At 37.9% G+C, this 24125-nt stretch carries 24 protein-coding genes and 2 pseudogenes; 13 read left to right on the plus strand and 13 right to left on the minus strand.

What is annotated here, in order from left to right; all coding sequences use genetic code 11:
• Positions 1 to 79: 79 nt before the first annotated feature.
• The 3 genes from H6F39_RS08490 to H6F39_RS08500 all read right to left on the minus strand — a co-directional run bounded on the left by H6F39_RS08490 (position 80) and on the right by H6F39_RS08500 (position 2876).
• Complete coding sequence (locus tag H6F39_RS08490; RefSeq protein ID WP_190396545.1) at positions 80 to 406, minus strand: hypothetical protein; 327 nt, start codon at positions 404 to 406, stop codon at positions 80 to 82.
• A gap of 413 nt (positions 407 to 819) precedes the next feature.
• The gene (gene mreC, locus H6F39_RS08495) at positions 820 to 1608 is read right to left on the minus strand and encodes a rod shape-determining protein MreC (RefSeq protein WP_137907973.1); all 789 of its coding nucleotides are present in this window, start codon (positions 1606 to 1608) and stop codon (positions 820 to 822) included.
• A 260-nt stretch (positions 1609 to 1868) separates the two neighbouring features.
• On the minus strand, positions 1869 to 2876 hold the full coding sequence (locus tag H6F39_RS08500) for a rod shape-determining protein (protein WP_137907972.1): 1008 nt from the start codon (positions 2874 to 2876) through the stop codon (positions 1869 to 1871).
• A 582-nt stretch (positions 2877 to 3458) separates the two neighbouring features.
• Here H6F39_RS08500 and H6F39_RS08505 point away from each other — a divergent pair.
• A complete protein-coding gene (locus tag H6F39_RS08505; protein ID WP_137907971.1) occupies positions 3459 to 3821 on the plus strand; it encodes a single-stranded DNA-binding protein in 363 nt (120 codons plus the stop codon).
• A gap of 272 nt (positions 3822 to 4093) precedes the next feature.
• Here H6F39_RS08505 and H6F39_RS08510 read toward each other — a convergent pair whose 3' ends face one another.
• Entirely contained in the window at positions 4094 to 4909 is an 816-nt protein-coding gene (locus H6F39_RS08510; RefSeq protein WP_190396546.1) for a hypothetical protein, read from the minus strand.
• Between the two features lie 55 nt (positions 4910 to 4964).
• Between H6F39_RS08510 and H6F39_RS08515 the strand changes: the two genes are divergently transcribed.
• The gene (locus H6F39_RS08515; RefSeq protein ID WP_137907969.1) at positions 4965 to 5867 is read left to right on the plus strand and encodes a metallophosphoesterase; all 903 of its coding nucleotides are present in this window, start codon (positions 4965 to 4967) and stop codon (positions 5865 to 5867) included.
• A 238-nt stretch (positions 5868 to 6105) separates the two neighbouring features.
• On the opposite strand, the gene H6F39_RS08520 is transcribed toward H6F39_RS08515, so the two are convergent.
• Complete coding sequence (locus tag H6F39_RS08520) at positions 6106 to 7440, minus strand: hypothetical protein (RefSeq protein ID WP_137907968.1); 1335 nt, start codon at positions 7438 to 7440, stop codon at positions 6106 to 6108.
• Positions 7441 to 7583: 143 nt separating this feature from the next.
• Here H6F39_RS08520 and H6F39_RS08525 point away from each other — a divergent pair.
• Positions 7584 to 7679, plus strand: a pseudogene (locus H6F39_RS08525) (zinc ribbon domain-containing protein); the annotation flags it as partial.
• A 158-nt stretch (positions 7680 to 7837) separates the two neighbouring features.
• Here the strand turns inward: H6F39_RS08525 and rpmB are convergent.
• From rpmB to lepA, 6 genes are all read right to left on the minus strand, one after another.
• Complete coding sequence (gene rpmB / locus H6F39_RS08530; protein ID WP_137907966.1) at positions 7838 to 8074, minus strand: 50S ribosomal protein L28; 237 nt, start codon at positions 8072 to 8074, stop codon at positions 7838 to 7840.
• Positions 8075 to 8297: 223 nt separating this feature from the next.
• Positions 8298 to 8807 carry a hypothetical protein gene (locus H6F39_RS08535; protein WP_137907965.1) on the minus strand — a complete coding sequence of 170 codons (510 nt, stop codon included), beginning with the start codon at positions 8805 to 8807 and terminating at the stop codon, positions 8298 to 8300.
• Positions 8808 to 8960: 153 nt separating this feature from the next.
• Entirely contained in the window at positions 8961 to 10499 is a 1539-nt protein-coding gene (locus H6F39_RS08540; protein WP_190396547.1) for an AAA family ATPase, read from the minus strand.
• A gap of 101 nt (positions 10500 to 10600) precedes the next feature.
• Complete coding sequence (gene rplY, locus H6F39_RS08545; protein WP_028083776.1) at positions 10601 to 10900, minus strand: 50S ribosomal protein L25; 300 nt, start codon at positions 10898 to 10900, stop codon at positions 10601 to 10603.
• 96 nt (positions 10901 to 10996) lie between these two features.
• Positions 10997 to 12325, minus strand: coding sequence for an adenylosuccinate synthase (locus H6F39_RS08550; RefSeq protein WP_137907963.1), 1329 nt, complete (start codon positions 12323 to 12325; stop codon positions 10997 to 10999).
• A 256-nt stretch (positions 12326 to 12581) separates the two neighbouring features.
• A complete protein-coding gene (lepA, locus tag H6F39_RS08555; RefSeq protein ID WP_137907962.1) occupies positions 12582 to 14393 on the minus strand; it encodes a translation elongation factor 4 in 1812 nt (603 codons plus the stop codon).
• 324 nt (positions 14394 to 14717) lie between these two features.
• On the opposite strand from lepA, the gene H6F39_RS08560 reads away from it, so the two are divergent.
• Positions 14718 to 14954, plus strand: coding sequence for a hypothetical protein (locus tag H6F39_RS08560; RefSeq protein WP_028082969.1), 237 nt, complete (start codon positions 14718 to 14720; stop codon positions 14952 to 14954).
• Between the two features lie 158 nt (positions 14955 to 15112).
• Positions 15113 to 16798, plus strand: a complete 1686-nt coding sequence (locus H6F39_RS08565; protein ID WP_190396548.1) for an ATP-binding protein — start codon at positions 15113 to 15115, stop codon at positions 16796 to 16798.
• A gap of 55 nt (positions 16799 to 16853) precedes the next feature.
• On the opposite strand, the gene H6F39_RS08570 is transcribed toward H6F39_RS08565, so the two are convergent.
• The gene (locus H6F39_RS08570; protein ID WP_137907960.1) at positions 16854 to 17102 is read right to left on the minus strand and encodes a TIGR02450 family Trp-rich protein; all 249 of its coding nucleotides are present in this window, start codon (positions 17100 to 17102) and stop codon (positions 16854 to 16856) included.
• A gap of 597 nt (positions 17103 to 17699) precedes the next feature.
• Here H6F39_RS08570 and bchL point away from each other — a divergent pair.
• The 4 genes from bchL (at position 17700) to H6F39_RS20665 (ending at position 21344) form a co-directional block, all read left to right on the plus strand.
• Complete coding sequence (bchL, locus tag H6F39_RS08575; RefSeq protein ID WP_236097119.1) at positions 17700 to 18566, plus strand: ferredoxin:protochlorophyllide reductase (ATP-dependent) iron-sulfur ATP-binding protein; 867 nt, start codon at positions 17700 to 17702, stop codon at positions 18564 to 18566.
• 26 nt (positions 18567 to 18592) lie between these two features.
• The gene (locus tag H6F39_RS08580; RefSeq protein WP_190396549.1) at positions 18593 to 19297 is read left to right on the plus strand and encodes a DUF5331 domain-containing protein; all 705 of its coding nucleotides are present in this window, start codon (positions 18593 to 18595) and stop codon (positions 19295 to 19297) included.
• 162 nt (positions 19298 to 19459) lie between these two features.
• Positions 19460 to 20863: a ferredoxin:protochlorophyllide reductase (ATP-dependent) subunit N gene (locus H6F39_RS08585; protein ID WP_190372622.1), complete on the plus strand. Its 1404-nt coding sequence runs from the start codon at positions 19460 to 19462 to the stop codon at positions 20861 to 20863.
• Between the two features lie 151 nt (positions 20864 to 21014).
• Positions 21015 to 21344 (plus strand): hypothetical protein, encoded by a 330-nt coding sequence (locus H6F39_RS20665; protein ID WP_137907956.1) that lies wholly within the window; start codon positions 21015 to 21017, stop codon positions 21342 to 21344.
• Here the strand turns inward: H6F39_RS20665 and H6F39_RS08600 are convergent.
• Positions 21341 to 22543 carry a hypothetical protein gene (locus H6F39_RS08600; RefSeq protein WP_190396550.1) on the minus strand — a complete coding sequence of 401 codons (1203 nt, stop codon included), beginning with the start codon at positions 22541 to 22543 and terminating at the stop codon, positions 21341 to 21343. The two genes, H6F39_RS20665 and H6F39_RS08600, sit on opposite strands and share 4 nt — an antisense overlap.
• A 417-nt stretch (positions 22544 to 22960) precedes the next feature.
• Between H6F39_RS08600 and H6F39_RS08605 the strand changes: the two genes are divergently transcribed.
• The 4 genes and pseudogenes from H6F39_RS08605 to H6F39_RS08620 form a co-directional block, all read left to right on the plus strand.
• On the plus strand, positions 22961 to 23212 hold the full coding sequence (locus tag H6F39_RS08605) for a hypothetical protein (RefSeq protein WP_028091509.1): 252 nt from the start codon (positions 22961 to 22963) through the stop codon (positions 23210 to 23212).
• Positions 23193 to 23453: a Txe/YoeB family addiction module toxin gene (locus tag H6F39_RS08610; protein WP_168358669.1), complete on the plus strand. Its 261-nt coding sequence runs from the start codon at positions 23193 to 23195 to the stop codon at positions 23451 to 23453. Before H6F39_RS08605 ends, H6F39_RS08610 begins: the two co-directional genes overlap by 20 nt.
• An 18-nt stretch (positions 23454 to 23471) precedes the next feature.
• Entirely contained in the window at positions 23472 to 23732 is a 261-nt protein-coding gene (locus tag H6F39_RS08615) for a DUF29 domain-containing protein (protein WP_242028626.1), read from the plus strand.
• A 40-nt stretch (positions 23733 to 23772) separates the two neighbouring features.
• A pseudogene (locus H6F39_RS08620) lies at positions 23773 to 24125 on the plus strand (site-specific DNA-methyltransferase); the annotation flags it as partial.

Consider the following 24125-nt stretch of genomic DNA (forward strand, 5'->3'; position numbering starts at 1 on the left):
AGAGAAAAAGTAGAGATAAAGCCAATAATTAATTGTATTACCCCTACATTCAATCTACCAATAAGCAGCAATTACCGACTTAATAACGGTTCCATCTCCGTCCACCTTGAGTGCGGTTTTCTCTGTACTCTTGATTTGACTTCTGTTCAGTTACGTTACCTTCACCAAGAACATCAGAACTTTGACGAGCATCTTGGATATTTGCAGAGTCTCCAGAGTCACGTCTGTTAACTCTTTGGTTTACTTGTCCCCTTTGGTTGACTCTTTGATTAGTGTAGTTACCACTACCTGTAATCACAGAATTTTGGTCGGATGTTTGGACGTTACCAATATCACCAGCATTAGCAGGAACAGCAGCAGTGGCAATAGCGCTAACAGTTAGTAAAGCCAAGATAAACTTATTCATGATTAATCTTATGAGTTTGACACTGTAAGTTTGACTTAATCTAGCCAGATTTCTTTTCCTCGTGAGAATAAAAGCCCAAAGACTCCCCACCCGTCTTTTATTCTCTGTTTTCTATGCCTAAGTCCATGTACTGAATATACAACTTCTGCAACGGTGAGTCAACTGTTTGTTACAAAAACTTACACTAATTCTCAGAAAATTACTAAGCTGTACTGCATTTAATTTGTATGATTATAGCGGGCAAGATGCCCGCGCCACAACATCTAGCCAGGTTAAGATTATTAAATTTAGATGGGTAAGAGCTTATTAAATTCTGCCATGATACCTTTGCTAAGGCTTTACAGTAATTTAACGGTTTCTTTAGTTAGAAGCATGATCTACCTAATGTAGACACGGAAAACAATTATTCCACATTATTTAGTTACGGTTGGGGTTTCCAAATCCTGTTTCTCTGGTTTAGGGTAAACAGTTACCCAGTCCAAATACTGAATTGGCGGAAATAACTCTACCCTTGCTACTGAAGCCGGGAGTTTCTTTAAATCTAGAGATTTAATTCTACCTATGGCTAAACCAGCCGGGAACTTCTGACTATAGGTAGATGTGGACACTAAATCACCTACTCTAGCATTAGGGACTTTTTCGTAAAACTCTAAGACCCCTTCTGCCGAAGAATCACCCTGTAAAATCCCTTTAGCTGAAGTCCGGCTGATAGTCACTCCCACTTGACTTTTCAAATCACTAACTAACAATACCAGACTAGTATTATTAGTCACACTTTCTACCAAGCCTACTAATCCACCATCAGCTTTAACAATAGAACCTTCTTGAATACCCGATGTTGTCCCCCGATTTAAAATCACTTGTTGCCACCAGTTATCAGCACTACGTCCCACCACCCGTGCTATAATTGGCTTTTGCTCCCCGGATTCTTTCTCTGTATAACCCAGTAAATTTTTTAATTTTTGATTTTGGCTTTCCAGATCAACTATGCGGGTTCGTAATTCTAAAAATCTCGCATCTTGGATACTTTGCTCAGGAATTGTTCCCGACTGTAACATCTGTAAAGGGCTAGTTATTCCTTGATAAATTTCACGCAATAAAGCACCTTTTGTTTCTCTGATTGTCCACGCACCACCTAAAACTAGCGCTAATAACCCTATTTGTAATCCTTTGTATTCCCACCAGCGTCTTGCAGTTAACATAAAATACCCGTATATATTTCTATAAATTATGTAAAAGTAAATGATTCAAAAGTTGCAGGAACATGACTAACTCCAGTTTGAGTGTTCCTATGCCAAAATTCCGTTAGTAAAGTTTTTCCCCTGTGGTGCTTGTGATAGTGCTACATGATGTTGTCCATACTCCTGGATACTTTCTATCAAAAATTTATCAAAAAAAGAAGGATTCTATAGTTAGTTGTTCATAAATACAGAATCCAGTATCCTTAACTAACTGATTTTTGTTACATATTGCGAGAACGTCCGCTGAATACTCTCTCCAACTGCTTGAAGTTTTCTAATACACGACCTGTTCCCAAAACTACACAGCATAGAGGATCTGCTGCTATATGGGTAACAATACCTGTCTCATGACTAATTAAAGTATCCAGTCCTTTGAGTAATGCGCCACCGCCCGCTAACATGATCCCGCGATCAATAATGTCTGCTGCCAGTTCTGGCGGTGTGCGTTCTAGTGTGCGTCTCACTGCTTCTATAATTACTGCCAGTGGCTCTACCATACTTTCCCGAATTTCAGGACCTTTGATGGTGACAGTCCTTGGTAAGCCAGAAAGCAAATGCAGTCCACGGACTTCCATTATTTTATCATTATCATCTTCGGTGGGATAGGCCGAACCAATCCTAATTTTAATGTCCTCAGCAGTACGTTCACCAATTACCAGATTATGAATTTTCTTCATATAATGAATAATTGCTTCCGTCAGTTCATCTCCAGCAATGCGTACTGACTCGCTAATTACTGTCCCTTGCAGACTTAATACCGCTACTTCTGTTGTTCCACCTCCGATATCAATAATCATATTACCAGTGGGTTCGGCAACTGGTAGTCCAGCACCAATGGCCGCTGCAACTGGCTCATCAATCAAATATACTTCTCTGGCACCAGCTTGAGTAGCTGCATCCATTACGGCTCGTCTTTCTACTCCTGTGACACCACTAGGAATACCAATCACAATGCGGGGTAACATCAGGGATCTACCTTCATTTACCCGCTGAATAAAGCTTTTTAGCATCAACTCCGCCGTATCGAAGTCAGCGATCACACCGTCACGCAGGGGACGCAGAGCTACTACATTACCTGGTGTCCGACCGAGCATTTTTTTTGCTTCTTCTCCCACTGCCAGCGCCACTTTGAGATTTTGATCAATGGCAACTACGGAAGGTTCTTGCAGGACAATTCCTTTACCTGATACATAAACTAGGGTATTGGCTGTACCGAGGTCGATACCCATATCCCATGATGGACGAAAATTCCTGAAAAGACCCACGCGTCTGTGTTCCCCCTATTTATGCTAATTGTGACTATCAAGATAAGAGTTAATAATGACGGATTAGATGATGTTTATTTGCCTGATTCCAGTAAACTAGACTATTTTTTTATCTAGCTTTTGTCAATCTTGATTTTAGTTCCAAGACTTTTGTGTGGTATTTTTTGAATATCACTCGGTACAACCGGATAACTTTTTTAATGCCAATTATTTTTTGATTTTTTTGATAGACTTAATTGTGAAGATTGTAACAGACTTTTAATAATTTTACAATTAAACCCCATCTAGTTTGAAACCCACAGTTTTTTCTGATAGCAATTCCCATTAAAGCAAGGTACAAAAATTTATAATTAAATGCAGATCAACACCGATGATTTTGTACTTAATTAGACTAGGAAACGGTATAATCGCTATTGATTCCCAAAGCCTCTACTCTTCCCTTTTCCCTGTTCCAGGCTTGAAAAACTCCAGTTCTCAACTCGGACGAGGTTTAGTTATTATATATAATATGAATCATACAATACAAATGTACCAAAAGGAAAAGCTATGAGCATTAATGTTGTTACCCTTGTTGGTCGTGTAGGTGGCGACCCAGATATGAAGTATTTTGAGTCGGGTACAGTTAAATGTAGATTGACTTTAGCAGTAAATAGAAGATCCCGTAACAACGATAAGCCAGACTGGTTTAATCTAGAACTCTGGGGAAAAACTGCGGAAGTTGCCGGTAATTATGTCCGTAAAGGTAGCTTGATTGGGGTTAAAGGTTCTTTGAAATTTGATTCCTGGAGCGATCGCCAAACCGGAGTCAATCGTTCTAGTCCAGTTATTCATGTAGAACAACTAGAGTTACTCGGTTCTAAGCGTGATAGTGAAGGTGGTATGTCTGATATGTCTCCAGATAATTTTTAATCTACAGGACTTTCCGCTGATTCTGTCTATATATTGAGAGTATTTCTGATTATAACAAATCATGGAAAACTCTCATAAGACTATTTCTATAGGAGATGCCACTAAAGAAATTGGAATTTCAGTAGGTGTTTTGGAGACTTTGGTAGAAATGCTCAGTGAAATAATAAACTGGGGAGTCAAACCCAGATGAGCATATTTTTGCTAACCTTGGCAAGAATGCCATTGTCTAGACTACATAAATGATGTTTTTTGTCAATTCCTACTCTCGAATTTCATCGTTGAAAAATTATCATTTCATTACCAACAACTGGACTACGGGCAATTATTTTCTCTTGAGAATCAACAATTTTTAAATGTGTGAAATTAAGCTCTTGGGAACGTTGTAATATGTCCGCAGCTAGTTTATCCTGTTGAGAGTTTTCTAAACTGTACCAAACATCACTAATTTTTAGAGTTAAATCGCTGGTACGGAAATTACCAACTATAGGTTTTATCAGTTGAGAAACAATATTTTTATCTTTGGTATTCTTTACAGAAACGCTAATTTCTGAAAACTGGTTTTCAATTGCTACTAGTAAACTTTCTTCTGGTGTTAATTCCCTAATTGGAGTTGGTTTGGGTTTGGGTTCTATAATTGGAGTTGGTTTGGGTTTGGGTTCTATAATTGGAGTTGGTTTGGGTTTGGGTTCTATAACTGGAGTTGGTTTAGTAACTTCCTCAACTGGAGTAACAATTGCGACTTGAGTAGATGATTTAGGTATAAACAAAAATGTAGTAATTCCTATTGTCACCAGAAAAATTACCGCAAAAATTCCTGTCAGAACCAAATCTGACACATTATTAGATATACTTGATGGTAAGAATAAGCGAAATGTCCTTAAAAATCCATCCCAACGAGATAAAAAATTAATTTTCTTCCCACTAGTATCCTTGGGTGTTTCTGTCTCCAATTTGACCATAGTGGTTTCTAAAACACCAATTGTTCCCCGCAAAACTTGGATAATTACCGTCTTCCAAATTGGTTGATTTTTTTTGTACAGCGTGGTTACGGGTTCATTTCTTGATTTTGGTGCGTTTTCTCCTGACATGGAACTTTTACCCAAATTAGTGAATCAAAAACATACACAAAAGGGAATAGATAATATGAATATTAAACGCCGTCAATTTTTGTTTTTAAGTGGAATTAGTGTCATCACATCTGGATTTTTAGATGGGAAGTTATCATCAAATTCTCTCATAGAATCAGCAACAGCCGCTAACCCCATTAAAAAAAATTTAAAAAAAGATTTATTATTGCGTTTTGTATCCGTTGCTGATACGGGAACTGGTGCCAAAGGTCAGTATGCTGTCGCAACTGCTATGAATTATTATCATCAGCAAAATCCTTATAACTTAGTAATTTTAGCTGGTGATAATATTTATAATAATGGCGAAATTGAGAAAATTAATCAGGTTTTTGAACGTCCTTATCAACCTTTATTGCAAAAAAGTGTCAAGTTTCATGCTTGTTTAGGTAATCATGATATTCGCACTGATAATGGTGTTCCTCAAGTGAAATATCCTGGTTTTAATATGCAGGGACGTTATTACACATTTACTCAAAATCAAGTCCAGTTTTTTGCTTTAGATACTAATAATAATGCAGATTGGCAAAATCAATTAATTTGGTTAGAAAAGCAATTAAGTATCAGTCAAGCACCTTGGAAAATCGTATTTGGTCATCATCCCATTTATTCATCTGGTCATTATGGTAGTAATATAAATTTTATTAACACTTTTACTCCTCTATTTAAAAAGTACAATGTTCAACTTTATATTAATGGCCATGAACATAACTATGAACGGACTCACGCTATTAATGGAACTACCTATTTAATCTGTGGTGCTGGTGCCGGTAATCGTCCTGTAAGTCCTTCTCAATTAACAGAATATTGCACAAGTAATTTGAGTTTTGCTGCTTATAATGTCTACCCAGAGAGAATAGAAATCAGTGGGATTGATACTAATAATCGCGTTTTTGATCAAGGTATAATTAGGGCTTGCTGATAGCCTGCGTGGCCTAGCCATAAAGTTATGATAGCGTAGCGTGACGTAAGTCATAGAGAGGTGCTACGCCACGGGTACAGTATTTTGAATAGTTTGATTGTAGAAAAATTGATTTTGAGTGTTCAGTAAGTGCATGGTTTTTCATCCTTACAGGTTTTATTCCTTGTATCTTTTTCACTTCTTATTTATCTTTAACTGTTTTCAGATAACGGTTTTAGGTTTATTCAGCAACTCCTAATTATTGATTTGTCAAAACTGAATTTAGTTTATCTTGGTGTTCTTTAGGAATGTTTTGAGGGGCAGAGATTTTTAGTAGAGATTCATCAAATTCAATATTGGGTATCTGAGCAAGAACACCTAAATGTTCGCCATTTTTGAGACGTTGTTTTTTGCATTTAGCTAAAGCCATTAAAGTTTCACGTTTTTCACCAACACACTCAAATGGTTTCTCAGCACTTGGGTCGAATAAACGTCTCCAAACTTCTTCTAGTTTTGTAAAACTGAATAAGTCCTCTCCCACTACCTGCTTGGCAAAAGAATAATCTGTGACGGCTTCGATTAAAGCATAAGAAAAAGCGCATTTTGGACAGTTACAACACCATCGAACGTCTCCTGAATTCCACTGTGCCTCGTTACATGAGGTAAGGCTATTCAGGATGGTTTTTTTCCATAAAGATAGTTGATTAACTGTAGCGATTGAGTAACTTTCTTCGCAGATACTAACATACCTAAATGGCAAACCTTTTTGCTCTAAAAAATTATTAAAACGTTCTATATAAGCTGTTCCCTTGGCACTTTGATGATTGACTTCTCGCCCCTGATATGTAGTATTAGATTCATTAGAACTTTTATCATTTGCTAAGACCAGAAAGCGATGTCCCTGCTGTACTGCAATGATCATCATAATGAAAAGAGCATTAGTAATAGTAGGATCGTTACGAACGCCTTTATAACCAAAATGTGTAGCTGGATCTTCCTGTGGATGAGCTTCTATTTCCCACAGGTGACTTTGAGTTTTAATGTAATCAAATACTGGAAACTTTTGTAGCCAGTTGTTGCCTAATATTCCTCCTGCATTGTGTAAAGTAAATGCTTCCATAGGAAGATTACATTGCTGCATCCACTCAAATGCAAATGTACTTTCTTTACCCCCACTAACGGCAAGAAGATAAGTATCTTTGACGGATGGAAACCAAGAATTTTCTATAGAATTTAAACAAAATTCTATTCGAGGCATTTTATCCCAATCCCATTTTTCCAGGTAAAACTTTTGCTGAAGATACCAGTAAATATCTTCATTCCACCAATCTGATTCCCATTGAAGACAGCTATACCAAGTTACTTTGACTGTCTCAGGGGTGCATATTTCACAAAGGCGATAAATTTCTGCCATTGCTATCCCGATTAAAATGGATGGGTGAGTTTCTTCTATATTTTCAAATATTGGAGGAAAGTCAATGTAATAAAAATGCTGCCAGTTATCAACTATAAACGGAAAAATAAGCTTATACTTTTTCCAGTAAGGTGCTTGAGAATAAATGACTGAACAAGTCGGAGATTCTCCAGTTGCCATGTATTGGATCCGCGACTCATGGTATCTACTCTTAAATGTTTCACTACGGTTCATGTTTTTAATAGTAATTGGTTTGAATCAAAATATGACAATTTTATCTTGATCTTTATCTTGATCACAAGTAGGGCAAAAAAGAAACTCTCTCATTGAGTGAAAGAGTGTTTAAATGTGATAGCTGTGAGTTTAAATCCCAAAGGCATTGGAATGCAGCTATTAATTTGTCAAAAACTGTCAGTTAGGCAGTGTTAGCCTGTGAACTGGGTAAGTGCAGACACAGGGGGAAGCACGAAGTAAAAGAAGCTCAAAGTAGATTTGAGTAGGTTTTATATAACGGCAAGAAATAAATCTCCATTACCTATTACCTATTACCTATTACCTATTACCTATTACCTACTATTTAGTAATGGTTAAGGTTGATACCAGCTTCTTTAGCCATTGCTTCCAAACCTTTAGTTTCTAAGGTTTTAATAGCTTTAGTAGAGAGTTTCAATTTTACCCAACGGTTACCACCTGCCCACCAAATCCGCTTACTTTGGAGATTAACGTGCTGTAAGCGGTTTGTATGACGGTTAGAGTGAGAGACGGAACAAGCATTATTGGCTTTTTTACCAGTTAGTTCACAACGACGGGACATAATAAATATCTCCTAGAGTTTTATTTTAAGACAACCCTTCTATTATATATACTCATAACCTGAATGGCTAAAATTGTTCCCCGAACAGGAAAACAAAATTTGCTATGCTGGTATAGCATTACAAATATCCCCTCAATATATCAGGAAAAGAGTTATTTACGCATCCATGACAAACCAAAAGAATTGAGAACAGATTTTTTCCGAATCAATATATAACCGTTAATTACTTTTCCCAAAACCGAAAATTGAAAGTTGCAGACTCCCGACGGAAACGCCGAATAGGTTTTTTCTTGCGTCTTTTAGCGGCTCTATCACTAGGCTGTTCTGTGTCTTCTTCCACAATTTCCTCAGATAATTGAGTTTGTAACGCTTCCTGACTGCGCCACCAAGCAATTATCCAGCCACCACCAACACCAGCAATACCGCCGAACAAAATACTCATGGGTGCTGAATAACCCAAGAAAAGACAACCCAGCATGAAAACTAACCAATATTTCAAACCAGCATCAATACCATCATTAGAGGCTACAGTAGTAGCCTGGGGGTTATTCTCATTTGCAAAAGTAATCCACCCCAAGGTGACACCACCCATGATACCTATAAATAAGCACAGAGGTACTGAAGCACCGGCAATTCTGGAGACAATGAATAAAAACAACCCGAATAGTAATTGAGACAGGAAGTTAGGTGAAGATGAGAAAATATCGCCGAGAAAATTATTTTTTGGTGCCATAAAATTAAGAGTCAGGAGTCAGGAGAAAGAATAATTATATCTCGTTATCTCATGTATATCGTACCCATACCCTGTATGGGTACAAAGAATGGGATAAGTGGGTTTTACTTGTGTAGACGCGGTTAAAAACCGCCCTTTTAATCTAGACAAAAATTAAATCAATCCTGATAATTGCGCTTCTAATGGTAGAGTTGTATCTACAACCGTTAGATAAGATTGTTCTTGATCTGTAAATGGTTGAGATTGGTTAATTTGGGATGTTAATAAATCAGCAGTAGCATCAGCAATATCACCAGTGCGGTTCAGCAGCCTTTGTGTTAGAACTTCTACTGGTGCGGTGCAATTGATGATATATAGAGGTAGTTGATGCTCTGTAGCTTGAAAAATAGCTTCTTCCCGTAAATCCTGGCGATCATATTTAGCATCTAAAATTACAGACCAGCCTTGATTAGCTAGTATAATTCCCAGTGCTAACAATCGGCTATAGGTTTTTTGTGTCATTTCTGGTGTATAAATTTCATCCCCACCTCTTTCTAACAAAGAAATTCCCGCCAAATGCTTACGCACAGCATCAGAACGGAGATGAACTGCATTGAGTTTTCGGGCTAAATACTTAGCTGTGGTACTTTTTCCAGCACCGGACAACCCGGACATCAAAATCAGTTTTCCCCGTTGCGGTTTAGTATATTCCCAAGCTTGATGATAATATGCAGATGCAGTTTTTGCCGCTTCTTCCTTCACTGTATCAGGTACACTAGGATCATCTAACAAAAATGAATTTACCTTAGCCCGCACATAAGCCTGACGGCTTAAATATAAAGGTAAGACCTGTAAACCTTCCCAGTCTCCAGTTTGCTCTACATAAGCATTTAAAAAGGCATTTCCTAAATCCTTACGTCCTCTGGCCTCAATATCCATGACGGTAAAAGCTACATCATACATAACATCAACGAAGCGAAAAGGCTCGTTAAATTCTATACAGTCAAACAACATGATTTTATCATGCCAGAGAGCAATATTTCGCAGATGTAAATCCCCGTGACCTTCGCAAATATAATTATTGTCAATTCGGCTTTTAAATAATTCTGGATTTTGGACAAAGAAATTATCCGTATATTGTTTTGTTTCCTCAAACTGCGCTTGTGTCTGAGGTCCACCAATATATTTTTCAGCTTGCTGATAATTTTCATCAATAGCCAAACGCACTTGTGAGACTTCCCCAAAACTGCGAATGTAGTCATTAGTGTGTGCTTGAGCATGGTATTGAGCCACAACCCGTCCTAATTCTTCTAAGTTGCTTTCCTGTAAGTTCCCAGCAGCGAAAAGTTGACTAAATAGGGATTCTTGGGGAAATTGACGCATCTTAATAGCATATTCTACAGCTTCTCCTGTACTACCTAAATGGTATTCTTCACCCACGCAAGTTAAAGGTATCACTTCTAAATATAATTCACCAGCACCGCGTTGATTTAAGCGCAACTCCTCCTCACAAAAATGTTTTCTTTTTTCTAAAGTGGAAAAGTCTAAAAAACCGAAATTAGCTGGTTTTTTCAGCTTATAAGCATAATCTCCAGTTAAGAGGACATAAGAAATATGGGTTTGAATTAGTTGAATTGGTTCGGTTACACCATGAGGATAAAATCCAGGTTGTAACATTTGTTCAATTAAAGCGGGAAGATTTGTTTCTGTCATTGGTTTGTTGTCAGTGGTCAGTAGTCAGAGGGATTTTGATAGTCTTTTTCACAAAAAAACCAGGTTTAACCCTGGTCTTCTTAGTTATTATTACCTAAATTCTAGCCTTTAGTGCCAGCGAAAAAACTTAAATGGTAAGGTGTACCTTTAGCTGGGTGAATCTGAACTTCACGAATTACAGTTGTACCAGTCCATTCTAATTCAGGAATGCTTAATTCCACTTCGGTTTGATTAGGAGCAGCTTGCTTGAGTAAACGTTCTACAACTTTAGCGTCAAGAACTAAAGAAATTGATTCAGTTCCGTTGTGACCGTACAAATTAGCGGGAATTAAGCCAGAACGGCGCAAAGCTCTGGGTTTGCTACCTTCTGGACGGGTTTTAGATTCGAGTGTAATAGCCATACTATTTTTAGATGTTAGATGTTAGATGTTAGTTGTTAGATGTTAGTAGTCAATTATCAGTTATTTTACTACTGACCACTGACCACTGACCACTGACTAAACGGGAGTACCATTTGGATGCAACAGAGCGCGTTTTGGACCGTGAATAGGGTCTTCTACAATGATAGTCTGATCACGACTTGCTCCCAAAGAAACGATCGCAATGGGGACATCCATCAATTCTGCTAAGAATCTTAGATAGTCTAGTGCTTGCGGTGGTAACTCTTCGAGGGTACGACAGTGACTTGTTGACACTTGCCATCCTGGTAAGGTTTTATAAATAGGACGACAACGGGTGAACATCCGGGCGCTAGTGGGGAAGTGTTCGCAACGTTCACCATCAATTTCATAAGCTACACAAACATTAATTTCCTCTAATTCATCGAGAACATCAAGTTTAGTAATAGCAATACAATCCATGCCGTTAATGCGAACCGCATAGCGTCCAATTACCGCATCAAACCAACCACAACGACGTTTGCGCCCCGTAGTTGTGCCAAATTCCGCACCGCGATCGCCTAATAAGTCGCCAATTTCGCCATTTAGTTCCGTAGGGAATGGGCCTTCTCCTACCCTTGTAGTGTAGGCTTTGGATACACCAATCACCCGATCTATCATTGTCGGTCCTAACCCACTGCCAACGCAAGCCCCGCCAGCCACTGGATTAGAGGATGTAACATAGGGATAAGTCCCGTGATCCAAGTCAAGTAAAGTCCCCTGTGCGCCCTCAAACAAAATATTTCGTCGTCTTAAAACCGCATCATAGATTTGTAACGAAGTATCAACCACAAAAGGACGCAACCGTTCAGCATAACCTAAATACTCCTCAATTACCGCTTGCGGATCAAGGGGCGGCAGATTATACAGCTTTTCCAAAATGGTATTTTTATAGTTGATCGTCCACTCCAATTGCTCACGCAGTCCATCGGCATCCATCAAGTCTAACATCCTGATGCCTGTCCGTTCCGATTTATCAGCGTAGGTCGGTCCAATACCTCTACCAGTTGTCCCGATTTTATGATTCCCCCGCACTTCCTCCGAAGCCTTGTCAATCATCCGATGATAAGGCATGGTGACATGAGCCGTTTGTGAGATCAACAAGTTAGCCGTGGAAATATTTAATTGTTCTAGTTGATCCAGTTCTTTGATTAAAACCTGTGGGTCTATGACTGTTCCACAGCCAATAATACATTCGGTTTTTGGATATAAAATACCAGAGGGGATTAAGTGCAGCTTAAACGTCTGACCTTGGACTACGATTGTATGCCCAGCGTTAACTCCTCCTTGGTAACGTACCACCACATCTGCGGAGCGGCTGAGTAAGTCAGTTATTTTACCTTTTCCTTCATCGCCCCACTGGGCACCTATGACAATGACGTTAGCCAAGAGATTATATTAAAGGGTAAAGTTTCCACAAATTATCACTTCTAACAGATTTTTTATCTTTTGTCAAGGATTTAAAAAACTTTTGCTTTTCCCCGGACTATCCATAATTTAGGGGATAATGGCGGGTCACGCTGCGCTAACCCACCCTACTACTTTTTTGTGTCGGTTGTCGCTTAACCCTTTTCAGGAGCAACTCGCCTGTATTCACTCTTACAAGCGAGATGGCATAAATAGTCCAAAAATAAAAATCTGGAATTTAGGTTTTATCCAGCTTTAAAACAGCCATAAAAGCCTCCTGGGGTACATCAACTGTACCGACAGCCTTCATCCGTTTTTTACCTTTGGCTTGCTTTTGTAACAGTTTCTTTTTCCGGCTGATGTCGCCACCATAGCATTTAGCGAGGACATCTTTTCGCATAGCCGGGATATGTTCACTAGCAATGACTTTAGCACCAATGGATGCTTGAATGGGGACCTTGAATTGATGACGGGGAATGAGTTCTTTCAATTTTTCCGCCATTGCTCTCCCGACATTATAAGCTTTATCTCGGTGGACAATCATGGCTAAAGAATCTACTGGATCACCGTTAATCATAATATCCAATTTTACCAGGGGATTTTCCCGATAACCAATCAAATGATATTCCATACTGGCGTAACCGCGAGAACGGGATTTCATTTGATCAAAAAAGTCGGTGACAACTTCCGCTAAGGGCAATTCATAGGTAAGTGTAGTCCGTCCTTGGGTAAGATATTTCATATCTTTGAAGATTCCCCGACGGTTCTGTGACAACTCCATTAAAGAACCGACGTAGATTTCTGGAGTAATCATTTCTACCTGGACGTAGGGTTCTTCAATTCTCTCCCGTTCATTGGGGCTGGGTAAACGACTAGGATTATCAATGTATAATTCCTCACCTTTATTGGTGACGACTTTGTACACCACTGAAGGCGCGGTAATGATTAAATCTAGATTATACTCCCGTTCTAGGCGTTCCTGGACAATTTCCATGTGTAGTAATCCCAAAAACCCGCACCGGAAACCAAAACCCATGGCGCTAGAGGTTTCTGGTTCATACTGTAACGCAGCATCATTGAGTTCTAGTTTTTCTAAAGCTTCCCGTAGGTCTTCAAACTGATCTGCGTCTATGGGAAACATACCACAAAATACCATCGGGTTAGCTTCTGCATAACCGGGTAGAGCCTCTGCCGCTTTGTTCTTACATAGAGTAATAGTATCTCCTACTCTAGCATCAGCTACTGCTTTAATAGCCGCGCCTAAATACCCCACTTCTCCAGCGTGAAGCTCTTCTACTTGCTTTTGAGTCGGCGCCAGAATACCTAACTCATCAATGACATATTCTTTACCTGATGCCATTAAGTAAATGCGATCGCCTTTTTTCACAGTTCCATCCATAACCCGGAAGTAAACAATTACACCCCTGTAGCTATCGTAGTAACTATCAAAAATCAAGGCTCGGAGACTTTCATTGATAGTATTAGCTGGTGGGGGAACTCGTTCGACAATAGCTTCTAATATCTCAGGAATACCAATTCCCTCCTTAGCAGAAGCTAAAATTGCCCCACTACAGTCTAAACCAATAATTTCTTCAATTTCCCCAATTACTCGCTCTGGTTCAGCCCCTGGTAAATCAATTTTATTTAAAACCGGGATAATTTCTAGATTACTCTCTAGGGCTAAATAGACATTGGCTAAGGTTTGTGCTTCTACGCCTTGGGACGCATCCACAACCAGTAATGCCCCTTCACAAGCAACAAGAGAACGGGACACTTCATAGGAAAAGTCCACGTGACCAGGGGTATCAATTAAATTGAGAACATACTGCTGACCATCCTTAGCAGTATAATTCATCCGGGCCGCTTGCAGCTTAATTGTAATGCCGCGCTCCCGTTCCAAATCCATGTTATCCAGAAACTGCTCCTTCATCTGTCTATCTTCTACAGTACCAGTGGCCTGTAGTAAACGATCAGCGAGAGTTGATTTCCCGTGGTCAATGTGAGCAATAATACAAAAATTGCGAATGCGATCTGCGGGAACGTCAGTCATATACCATTTTTGCCCTCAAGCAAACCAAAGTGAAACTATTTACTTCATGTATTTTAACTCAAGTTGCTAGTTATCTAGTCGAGACTGGTAATAGGTAATGGGTAATTGGTGATAAAATCCCTGTTTTCAAGCTGTTTAATCCTTAATTTTGGACATTCTAATTCTGACACCGCGCCTAACTAACAACTTACGTTATTATGTTAAATCTATTTATAGCTCCTAGTGATGCTGACTTGGCAGCCTACAATTAAATAGGCACAGATTATAAATATCATAACTGATTGATCACGGTTTCGAGAAAAAAAATTCACAGTATTTAAGCCCATGAATATGCAAGAACAGCCTAGAAATACAGATACCGGACGCGCTGACAAAAAAGAAATCGCGCTCCATTTAGATTCTGAATTAATAGAACAAATTCAACATCTCACCAATGATCCCAGTAAAGTGATTGAGGTAGCTATCCGTCAATGGCTACGAGGAGATTTTAACAGAGATGATGAGTTAACACGTACCCCCGTCCGCACACCTATTCCCCCTCGCGGTGAATGGAATGATTAGAACTACTGGGTCAAATTTAACGCATTGAATGTCAGAAAACTCAAAAATCCACCATTCAAAAACGTAGAAAATGTCAAAGTTTATGGGAAAATACAAGTAGCTGTAGTATCAGCACAATGGAAAGCAGTTTGTAGCCCCTTGTCTATCCAACTCGGTTAATGACTATTATTGCCAATACCCAATTTCTGAACTTAATTCCGCCAAATCTGGAATTTACACCTCTGAGTACAGATGGTTTATTCCCAACTCTGGGAGCGGAGTTGGTGTACACACAAGATAGTTCTGGTCGTTATCTACATTTTCATTGGGATCACAGCGCATATTTAGGTTGTGATACTGAGAGAATAGTTGAATTCCTGAATGAGAATGATAGCTTTGCTCCGGTAGATAAAGTTGTTTATCTAGAACATTTACACCGGATTTTAAGCAGTTCTGTACCAGAAAGGGTGAAATGTTGGTTTAAATGCAATATTGAATTATTCGAGTTGGAATTGACAATTACCCCCATTTTACCCCAATTTGGTCAACCGATAACTACAGTTTTGGTGATGGGTAGATTGTTACCATCAAAAATTAACCCTCATGCAGTAAATCAGTCAGTAAAAACATTGACATCAATTGAGTCGTTTTTGCGATCGCAGCGACACCAAAAGTTATTAACTAAAATCAGCAAAAATATTCGCCAAATCCTAGATTTAGATGTTATTTGGCAAAAAACAGTTGATAGTTTAGGAAAAACACTCAAGCTAAAACACTGTATTATTTGTCCTTGTGAACCCACTAGTAAAAAAGTACAGGTAATTGCTGAATATCTTCAGCCGGAAGAAACTTCTATACTTGGTTCGGAAATAGACATATCTTCTGAACCAGCTTTTGCTCAGGCCTTAGCTACCTTAAAGCCTGTGGTCATGGTAATTGCAGATGATCATCAGTCTCAACAGTACAAAGTTATGGCTGTTGCTACTTATTATCAAAGTCAAGCTAATAGTTTACTTGTTCTCAGTTTTGCTCATGAATGCTACCAATTGCAACAAGCAGAATTAGAATTAGCTAAAGAAGTAGCAGAACAAATAGGAACAGCGATCGCTCATGCTAATTTATATAAAGTAGTAGAAAAATATCAGCAAAAAGCTGAAGCAGCCGAACGTTTAAAAAGTGAATTTCTATCCAATATCTCCCACGAAATTCGCACCCCCCTTAACGGCATAATTGGCTTTTTACAGCTAATTTTGGCAGGAATGACGGATCACCCAGAAGAACAAAATGAATTTATCACAGAAGCCCATCAATTGTCTTTACACCTTTTAAACATCCTGAATAACATTTTAGATGCCGCCGACATCGAAACAAGCAAAATAGAGTTAGACTTTTCACCAGTTAACCTCAAGGATTTATTTCAGCATATTGAACATCTTACCCGTCCTCAAGCTGAAATCAAAAATCTCAGTTTCCAGATGGAAATACTGACAATCTCTGATAAAATCCTTGTCCAAGGTAACTATCAAAGATTATTACAGGTAATGCTGAATTTGGTGGGTAATGCCATTAAATTTACTCATCAAGGTGGTATCACTGTCAGTGCAGATTTAATACCACACAAACACCCCGCAACAGTCAAAGTTACTGTTACTGACACAGGTATTGGGGTTTCTCCAGACAACCAAGATAAACTATTTCAATTATTCTCTCAGGTTGATGGTTCTCGGACTCGTCAATATGGTGGTACAGGTTTGGGACTGGTTATATCCCAAAGACTAATACAAGCCATGGGTGGTGAGGTACATTTTTATAGTCTTGGTGAAGGATTTGGATCAACTGTGACTTTTACTATACCAGTATATTAACCCCCAATTCCGAAAATCTATGGTTTTTAGGTTAAAAGCAGTTTAATTGCTGAAATTAATTGCTGTCAATGGAGTTAATTTCTTGTAAAGTTTGCCACCCAGCGTACCATTGGGAGTTATCTTGTAATAATTTAGCATTTAACCAAAAGCGGACTTGAGGATCACAGGCTGCCACCATTTCCGCATATACCCACTTACCCTGGTTTTTGCGGTTAACGACCTGAAAATGTCTCCAACCATCAACTTTCTGTTGTGCAGTCCATTTAGAACCAACTAAGTAAGGAAATTTTTGTCTTTTCGTCATTGGTCAGTTGTTAGTAGTCAGTTGTTAAGTTTTATATCAGATATTTCCCATATTTCCTAATTTAATAAATATTTACTAATCCAGGTTTAATTCTGACTCAGAAGGAAGTCACCCTTGTCAATATCTCTTCACTTTCAATTTTCTTCAGCTTTCAGATCCCCTAATTACCCTGATTTTAACATCCTCCTTTTATGGGCAACTTATTGCTGACCATAGGTTTTTCCTAGCATACACCCGAAATTTGTCGAATATGATCAATTGAGATCACAATCAGCAAACACTATGGAATCAATCAATTTTTACATAGGATATTTTTTTTGTCTTTTGAAACTATTTTTATAAAAATACTAAATAAAAATCTTATTTTTGATATTTTTAGAGCTTTTTAGGTAATTAGCAGCTAATTTTATCATAAAATCTTAAATTTTCATTATTAAAAGCCATATATCGACATTTTTTAAATTACAACCCCCTTTGCATTCTGGAGAATTTGCACAATAATGGCACTTACATACCTCACCCATTGCTGGAGCAGAATGGATGCGGGTAAATGTTTGATTTCAAAGTTTGTCAAAAAACTATAAGAGAGGCACAAAAGTGAAACTAGCAGTTTACGGAAAAGGTGGAATCGGCAAATCTACAACCAGTTGTAATATTTCTGTAGCCCTAGCTAAACGCGGTAAAAAAGTGCTACAAATTGGCTGTGATCCTAAACATGACAGCACCTTTACCTTGACAGGGTTTTTGATTCCCACCATTATTGACACCCTGCAAGAAAAAGATTATCACTACGAAGATGTCTGGCCTGAGGATGTAATTTATAAAGGCTATGGCGGTGTTGATTGCGTTGAAGCAGGTGGACCCCCAGCCGGTGCTGGTTGTGGTGGCTATGTAGTTGGGGAAACAGTTAAATTATTAAAAGAACTTAATGCTTTTGATGAGTACGATGTAATTTTATTTGACGTACTTGGTGACGTTGTTTGTGGTGGCTTTGCTGCACCTTTAAATTATGCAGATTACTGTTTAATTGTTACAGATAATGGCTTTGATGCCTTATTTGCCGCTAACCGGATTGCTGCCTCGGTACGGGAAAAAGCCCGCACTCATCCATTGCGTTTAGCCGGGTTAATTGGTAATCGGACTTCTAAGCGTGATTTAATTGAGAAATATATAGAAGCCGTACCCATGCCTGTTTTAGAGGTATTACCTTTAATTGAAGATATTCGGGTTTCCCGTGTTAAAGGTAAAACTCTGTTTGAAATGGCCGAGTCAGATCCTTCTCTTGCTTACGTTTGCGATTATTACCTGAATATAGCTGATCAAATTCTCGCCCGACCAGAAGGTGTTGTTCCCAATGACTCTCCTGACCGTGAACTGTTTTCCCTATTATCGGATTTTTATCTCAATCCTGTCAAAACACAAGCCGTAAATCCTGATGAGGAACTAGACTTGATGATTGTCTAAAACATTTTACCTCTCAGAATGGGCGTATGGCTTTTTTTGATAGTTTTACAGATTCACTCAAGCAAAAGTGGTTGCAATTCTTTCAAGCAAATCGTGAATGGATTACTGTGCTGATGACTGTTGAATCAGTTTACACCCCTGATGGCGGTCAACGACCGTCTTCTTATCTCATTCTAGGGGTGATCAATACTTTAGAACCGAAATTAGCCCAGCTAATGCTTCCCTTTGCTAAACTCAATCCAGATGTGGATAGTTTGATTGAAGTTCTGGGCTTGAATTTTGACTCAGATATTGTCCTTGGTAATCGTCTTAGTCCCAGTTTAGAACAAGAGATATATTCCCGTCACCCGGCTGTGGTCATGGAACATATCTCTGAACCGGAAATTGCTCAGGAGTCAGAAGCAGTATCCAGTGGAAAAACCATGGATAATTCCGGTCATGTCTCCCTTCCTCCTGGTTCTAATTTGACAGATACAAGCGATAACCCGGAAGTTACTGCTCCCGCTTCAGTTAATAGCAATGCTTTGAATGGGATGAATTTATCTGTAGATAATTCCTTGGATGAACTAAGTACATCAGCAAAAAATCGGTTTGATGATGTAGTATCGGACATCTGGGGTGATAAAAAATCCTTGCACCAGGGTGAAGAAAATAACAATTTGTTAATAGAAGAATTGCCATCCGAGGTATTTAATGAATCCGAAATGGCTCGTCTTTTTCCTGACAATTAATTATTGAAAGCGGGTGATAAAAGTCAAAAGTCAAAGTTTAAGATTTAATAAATATAATAAATTTAATAAATTTAATAAATTTTGGCTTCTGCCTTTTGACTTAATTTTTCATCCTCAATTATCTGTTTGACAATCTGAAAAAATGAAAAGGAGAATATTAAAATGACCGTTGCTCAACAACCAGAAGCTTTAAATTTTGAATGTGAAACTGGAAATTATCACACTTTTTGTCCGATTAGTTGTGTGGCTTGGTTATATCAAAAAATTGAAGATAGTTTCTTTTTAGTTATTGGCACAAAAACCTGCGGTTACTTCCTGCAAAATGCCATGGGAGTGATGATTTTTGCAGAACCTCGCTATGCTATGGCTGAATTAGAAGAAGGGGATATTTCCGCACAATTGAATGATTATGAAGAATTAAAACGATTATGTCAGCAAATTAAACGCGATCGCAATCCCAGTGTAATTGTCTGGATTGGTACTTGCACTACGGAAATTATTAAAACCGATTTGGAAGGTTTAGCGCCTAAATTAGAAGCAGAAATTGGTATTCCTATCGTTGTCGCTCGTGCTAACGGCCTCGACTACGCATTTACCCAAGGAGAGGACACTGTGTTAGCCGCTATGGCTCATCGTTGTCCTGAAAAGTCTCCCACATCCGAAACTGAAAAAGGCGAGCGTAACGCCATTCAGAAGTTGATGAATTTCGGTAAGAAAAAAGAAGATGTAGCCCAAGATGAATCTGAGTACGTAAATCATCCGCCCTTGGTACTTTTTGGCTCTTTACCTGATCCAGTAGTTACACAATTAACCTTAGAACTGAAAAAACAAGGTATCAAAGTTTCTGGGTGGCTCCCCGCAAAAAGATTTACAGAATTACCTGTGATTGAAGAAGGGTATTATGTCGCTGGTGTCAATCCTTTCCTCAGTCGGACTGCGACAACTTTAATGCGTCGCCGCAAGTGTAAACTCATAGGCGCACCATTCCCCATTGGTCCTGACGGAACACGGGCATGGGTAGAAAAAATCTGCTCTGTATTTGGAATTACACCCCAGGGTTTAGATGCAAGAGAAGCGCAAATGTGGGAAAATTTAGAAGAATACGTGCAATTAATTCGCGGTAAATCTGTATTTTTCATGGGTGATAATTTATTAGAAATTTCCCTAGCCCGGTTCTTAGTTCGTTGTGGTATGACTGTTCAAGAAATCGGGATTCCTTACATGGATAAACGCTATCAAGCTGCGGAATTAGCTTTGTTAGAAAAGACTTGTCAGGAAATGGGTTCACCTTTACCAACTATTGTTGAAAAGCCAGATAATTACAATCAAGTGCAACGAATTTATGAGTTAAAACCAGATTTGGTAATTACTGGTATGGCTCATGCTAATCCTCTGGAAGCACGAGGTATTAATACTAAGTGGTCTGTGGAGTTTACCTTTGCTCAAATTCACGGTTTTGGTAATGCGCGTGATGTTTTGGAGTTGGTAACTCGTCCTTTAAGAAGGAATAATAATTTGAAGGATTTGGGTTGGGATAAGTTGGTAAGAGAAGAAGCGAAGATTTAGGTTTTTTCGGAAATATTCAGGACGGGCTTTTGAGTTCGTCCTTTTTTTATGAAATAACGAACCGCAGAGGCACAGAGGACACAGAGGAAGAGAAGATGAATGTTATAATTTTGGTAAGTTGTTTTTTAAGTGCAGTGGTTAGGGGTTGATTATGAATAAAACTATATCTTTTCAAGAGGTAATTGAATATGTGGAAAATCTTTCTCAAGAAGATCAGGATTTTTTAGTAGAATTAATTAAGAAAAGGAAGATTGAAAAACGTCGTTTAGAAATCGCTAAGAATGCAGAGCAAACTTTAGCCGCTTTGTCAGCAGGTACGGCTAAAAAAGGTACTGTGGCAGATTTATTAAAAACTAAAAAGCCTTTTCCAGTAACTAAATTGGAAGATGTAGCAGGTTGTTTGAAATATGATGGTGAACCTGCAACACTGGAAGATATGGAAGATGCTATTCGTCAAGGTGTTGAGGAAATACAGTTTTAACCAGGTAATTCTAAAGGTTGAGAAGGAATAATAAACATTAATTCTGCACCTTCTGGTTTTGGTTCTGTAGATGGTTTTAATTGCAACCATTCATGAAAACTAATTCCTAATTGAGATATTGCTTGTATTTCTGTTTGGTAAGATTCAAATCTGTTGTTAGTTTCAATCATTGATTCCATTACTTTAAATACTTGGGGAAGTCTTTGAAAAGCTGCTTGTTTTAATTCACCGTGATTTGGACCAAACCATCCACCTTGCACTTCGATACGATTTAAAATTGCAGGTGGTAATGAATCAATCCATTGTGTATGATCTTTGGCAATTTTAAATATATTTTTACGTTGATTTTCAAATACAGCATTTTCATCTAAATCCGAATTTATCCATTGATAAATTTTTGCTAATCTCTTTAAGTCTATTTGTCCTTGAAATTCTGGATGTAGATACACTGCTGGATTAGAAGTAAGCATGATCTCAATGTAGTTATTAACCAGTAACCTTATAACTTTTGTTCCTTCTTGAAAACGACGAATTGCTGTTTCATGTTCTTCTAGTTCTAAATAACAACGAGCTTCGGCAATATAAGCTAAATATAATGTGAGTAGATATTTATCAATTATTTGGCTTTTTTGGGAAAGTTCATTAACGGTGTAATCTTTGTAAATATGTTCTGCTTCTAAGAAACGATTAATAGCTTGTAACGCGCTGCTTCTCCGGTTTTCAATTTTATTCATTGTAAAGGCATTAATCGCTAATTCGATTCCAGCACGGAAGTTAACATAAAAACTCATATCAATTTTGCGATTGATTTTATTTAACAATTCCTGCGCTTGCTTTAGTTGATTTTCTATCTCATTTAGGCGCTGTGCTATAACAGCAAAACCCATCACAGAAACACCAAGATTGAGAATACTAGCAGCAGTAGATACTTGCAAAATACTTTGAGAAACTTGTAAAGTTTGCCCAATTGAATCTATTTGATTCTCAACACCATCTAAACGCTTATTCACATCAGAAAAACCTTCAGATGCAACGGAGATTACTGAAGGATCAAGTGAATTACTGTCTCGCAACCAAGTTACAATTTTCTTACTTGTTACATCTCGAATTACACCCCCAACCCGTTCAAGAGTTCCATCTTGTAAGCCTTTAGCAACCCAACTTGCTAATGCAAAGGTAACTTGAATTGGTAAATTCATAATTTTTCCCTACTTGTAAAAACTTCAACAGCGTTATACAATAAGCTTGTATATTATTTGATATTGCAACACATAACCATGCTTAGTTAATTATCCTTGTAGTGTTGTATCTTGACAAGATAGCGAAATGTTTTTTAACATTTGCGTGGTGTGTTGGATAAATACCGCAAAAATACAACAAGAGCGTTACCGATAACGAGCGAAGCGATCGCAATATGGACTCTATCTTGCCAGCGCAATTGGCTATAGAATAGATATTAATGGCGGTCAAATTCCTCTGCATGATGGTGAAATAAAAGTCACTGGAGATAAATATCATGTCATTCCCCTTTTAGCAGAACAGGCGGCTTAATTTATTCAAATAATAGAGTTAGAATAGAATAAGTACATCTGACTTTATCAGAGTAATTAAAAATTATGCTCAGTGGAATTAAACAAAAGGCTATTGTCGGTAAAGATGGCAAAATCGAACTATCTACCACTGAATTACCAGCAGGGACAGTTGTAGAAGTTATTATCCTAGTTGAATCACCTATTGAAGAAGATGAAACTACCTATCTTCTCAAATCAGAAGCTAACAAACAACATCTACTCAAAGCTATGGAAAATGTAGACAAAGGCAACCTAATTTATGTTGATTTAGATGAATATGAAAAAAGTAGCATTTGAACCAGAAGCTTTTGAACAATTGGGTGAGTGGGGAAAGGAAGATAAAAAAGTCTTTAAAAAAATCTTGGAATTAATTAAAGATATCCAAAGAGAACCATTTTCTGGGATAGGTAAACCAGAACCACTAAAATATGAATTGCAAGGTTACTGGTCAAGACGAATTACAGATGAACATAGATTAGTTTACAAGATAGAAGAAGATTTATTGATTATTCTGTCTTGTAAATATCATTATGATTGATAAAAGATGATTACTGAAATGATGAAAGTAAGTTGGTACATTGCTATTACTGAACATCGCTTTAGAATTAAAAAAGATTTACAAGAAAATCCTTCTTTTAAAAATTATCTGCATGAGGTAATTTTTATCGCTTATGCTGATGCTAGAAAACTGGCAATTAAAGAAAGTAAAAATGCTAAGTTAGGAGTGAGAAAACCAGATGAATCAGAATATCCTCTTGATTTACCTTTTACTTTACAACAGTTATTAGATGAGGATTTTTATGGAGATATGTTATAATATGTTATAATATTTAGTTTAAAATATTTATAAACTAGTCATGTCAACATCTATGAAACGTCTTTACTACGGTGATAACTTACAAGTCCTCAGAGAAAATATTCCTGATGAATGTATTGATTTAATCTATCTTGATCCACCTTTTAACTCTCAAGCTAATTATAATATTCTCTTCAAAAATTCTACTGGTGGAAGTTCTGAAGCTCAAATTACAGCTTTTGAAGATACTTGGACTTGGGGAATTGAATCAGAAAGATTTTTAGATGAAATTCAAGATATAAAAGGTGAATTGTATCAATTATTAGATTTATTAGTGAGAACTTTAGGTAAAAATTCTTTATCAGCTTATTTGGTAATGATGGCCATTCGATTAATAGAATTACATCGAGTTCT

Origin of the sequence: Dolichospermum sp. FACHB-1250 (genome assembly GCF_014696335.1) — a bacterium.
Classification (GTDB): Bacteria; Cyanobacteriota; Cyanobacteriia; order Cyanobacteriales; family Nostocaceae; genus Dolichospermum; species Dolichospermum planctonicum.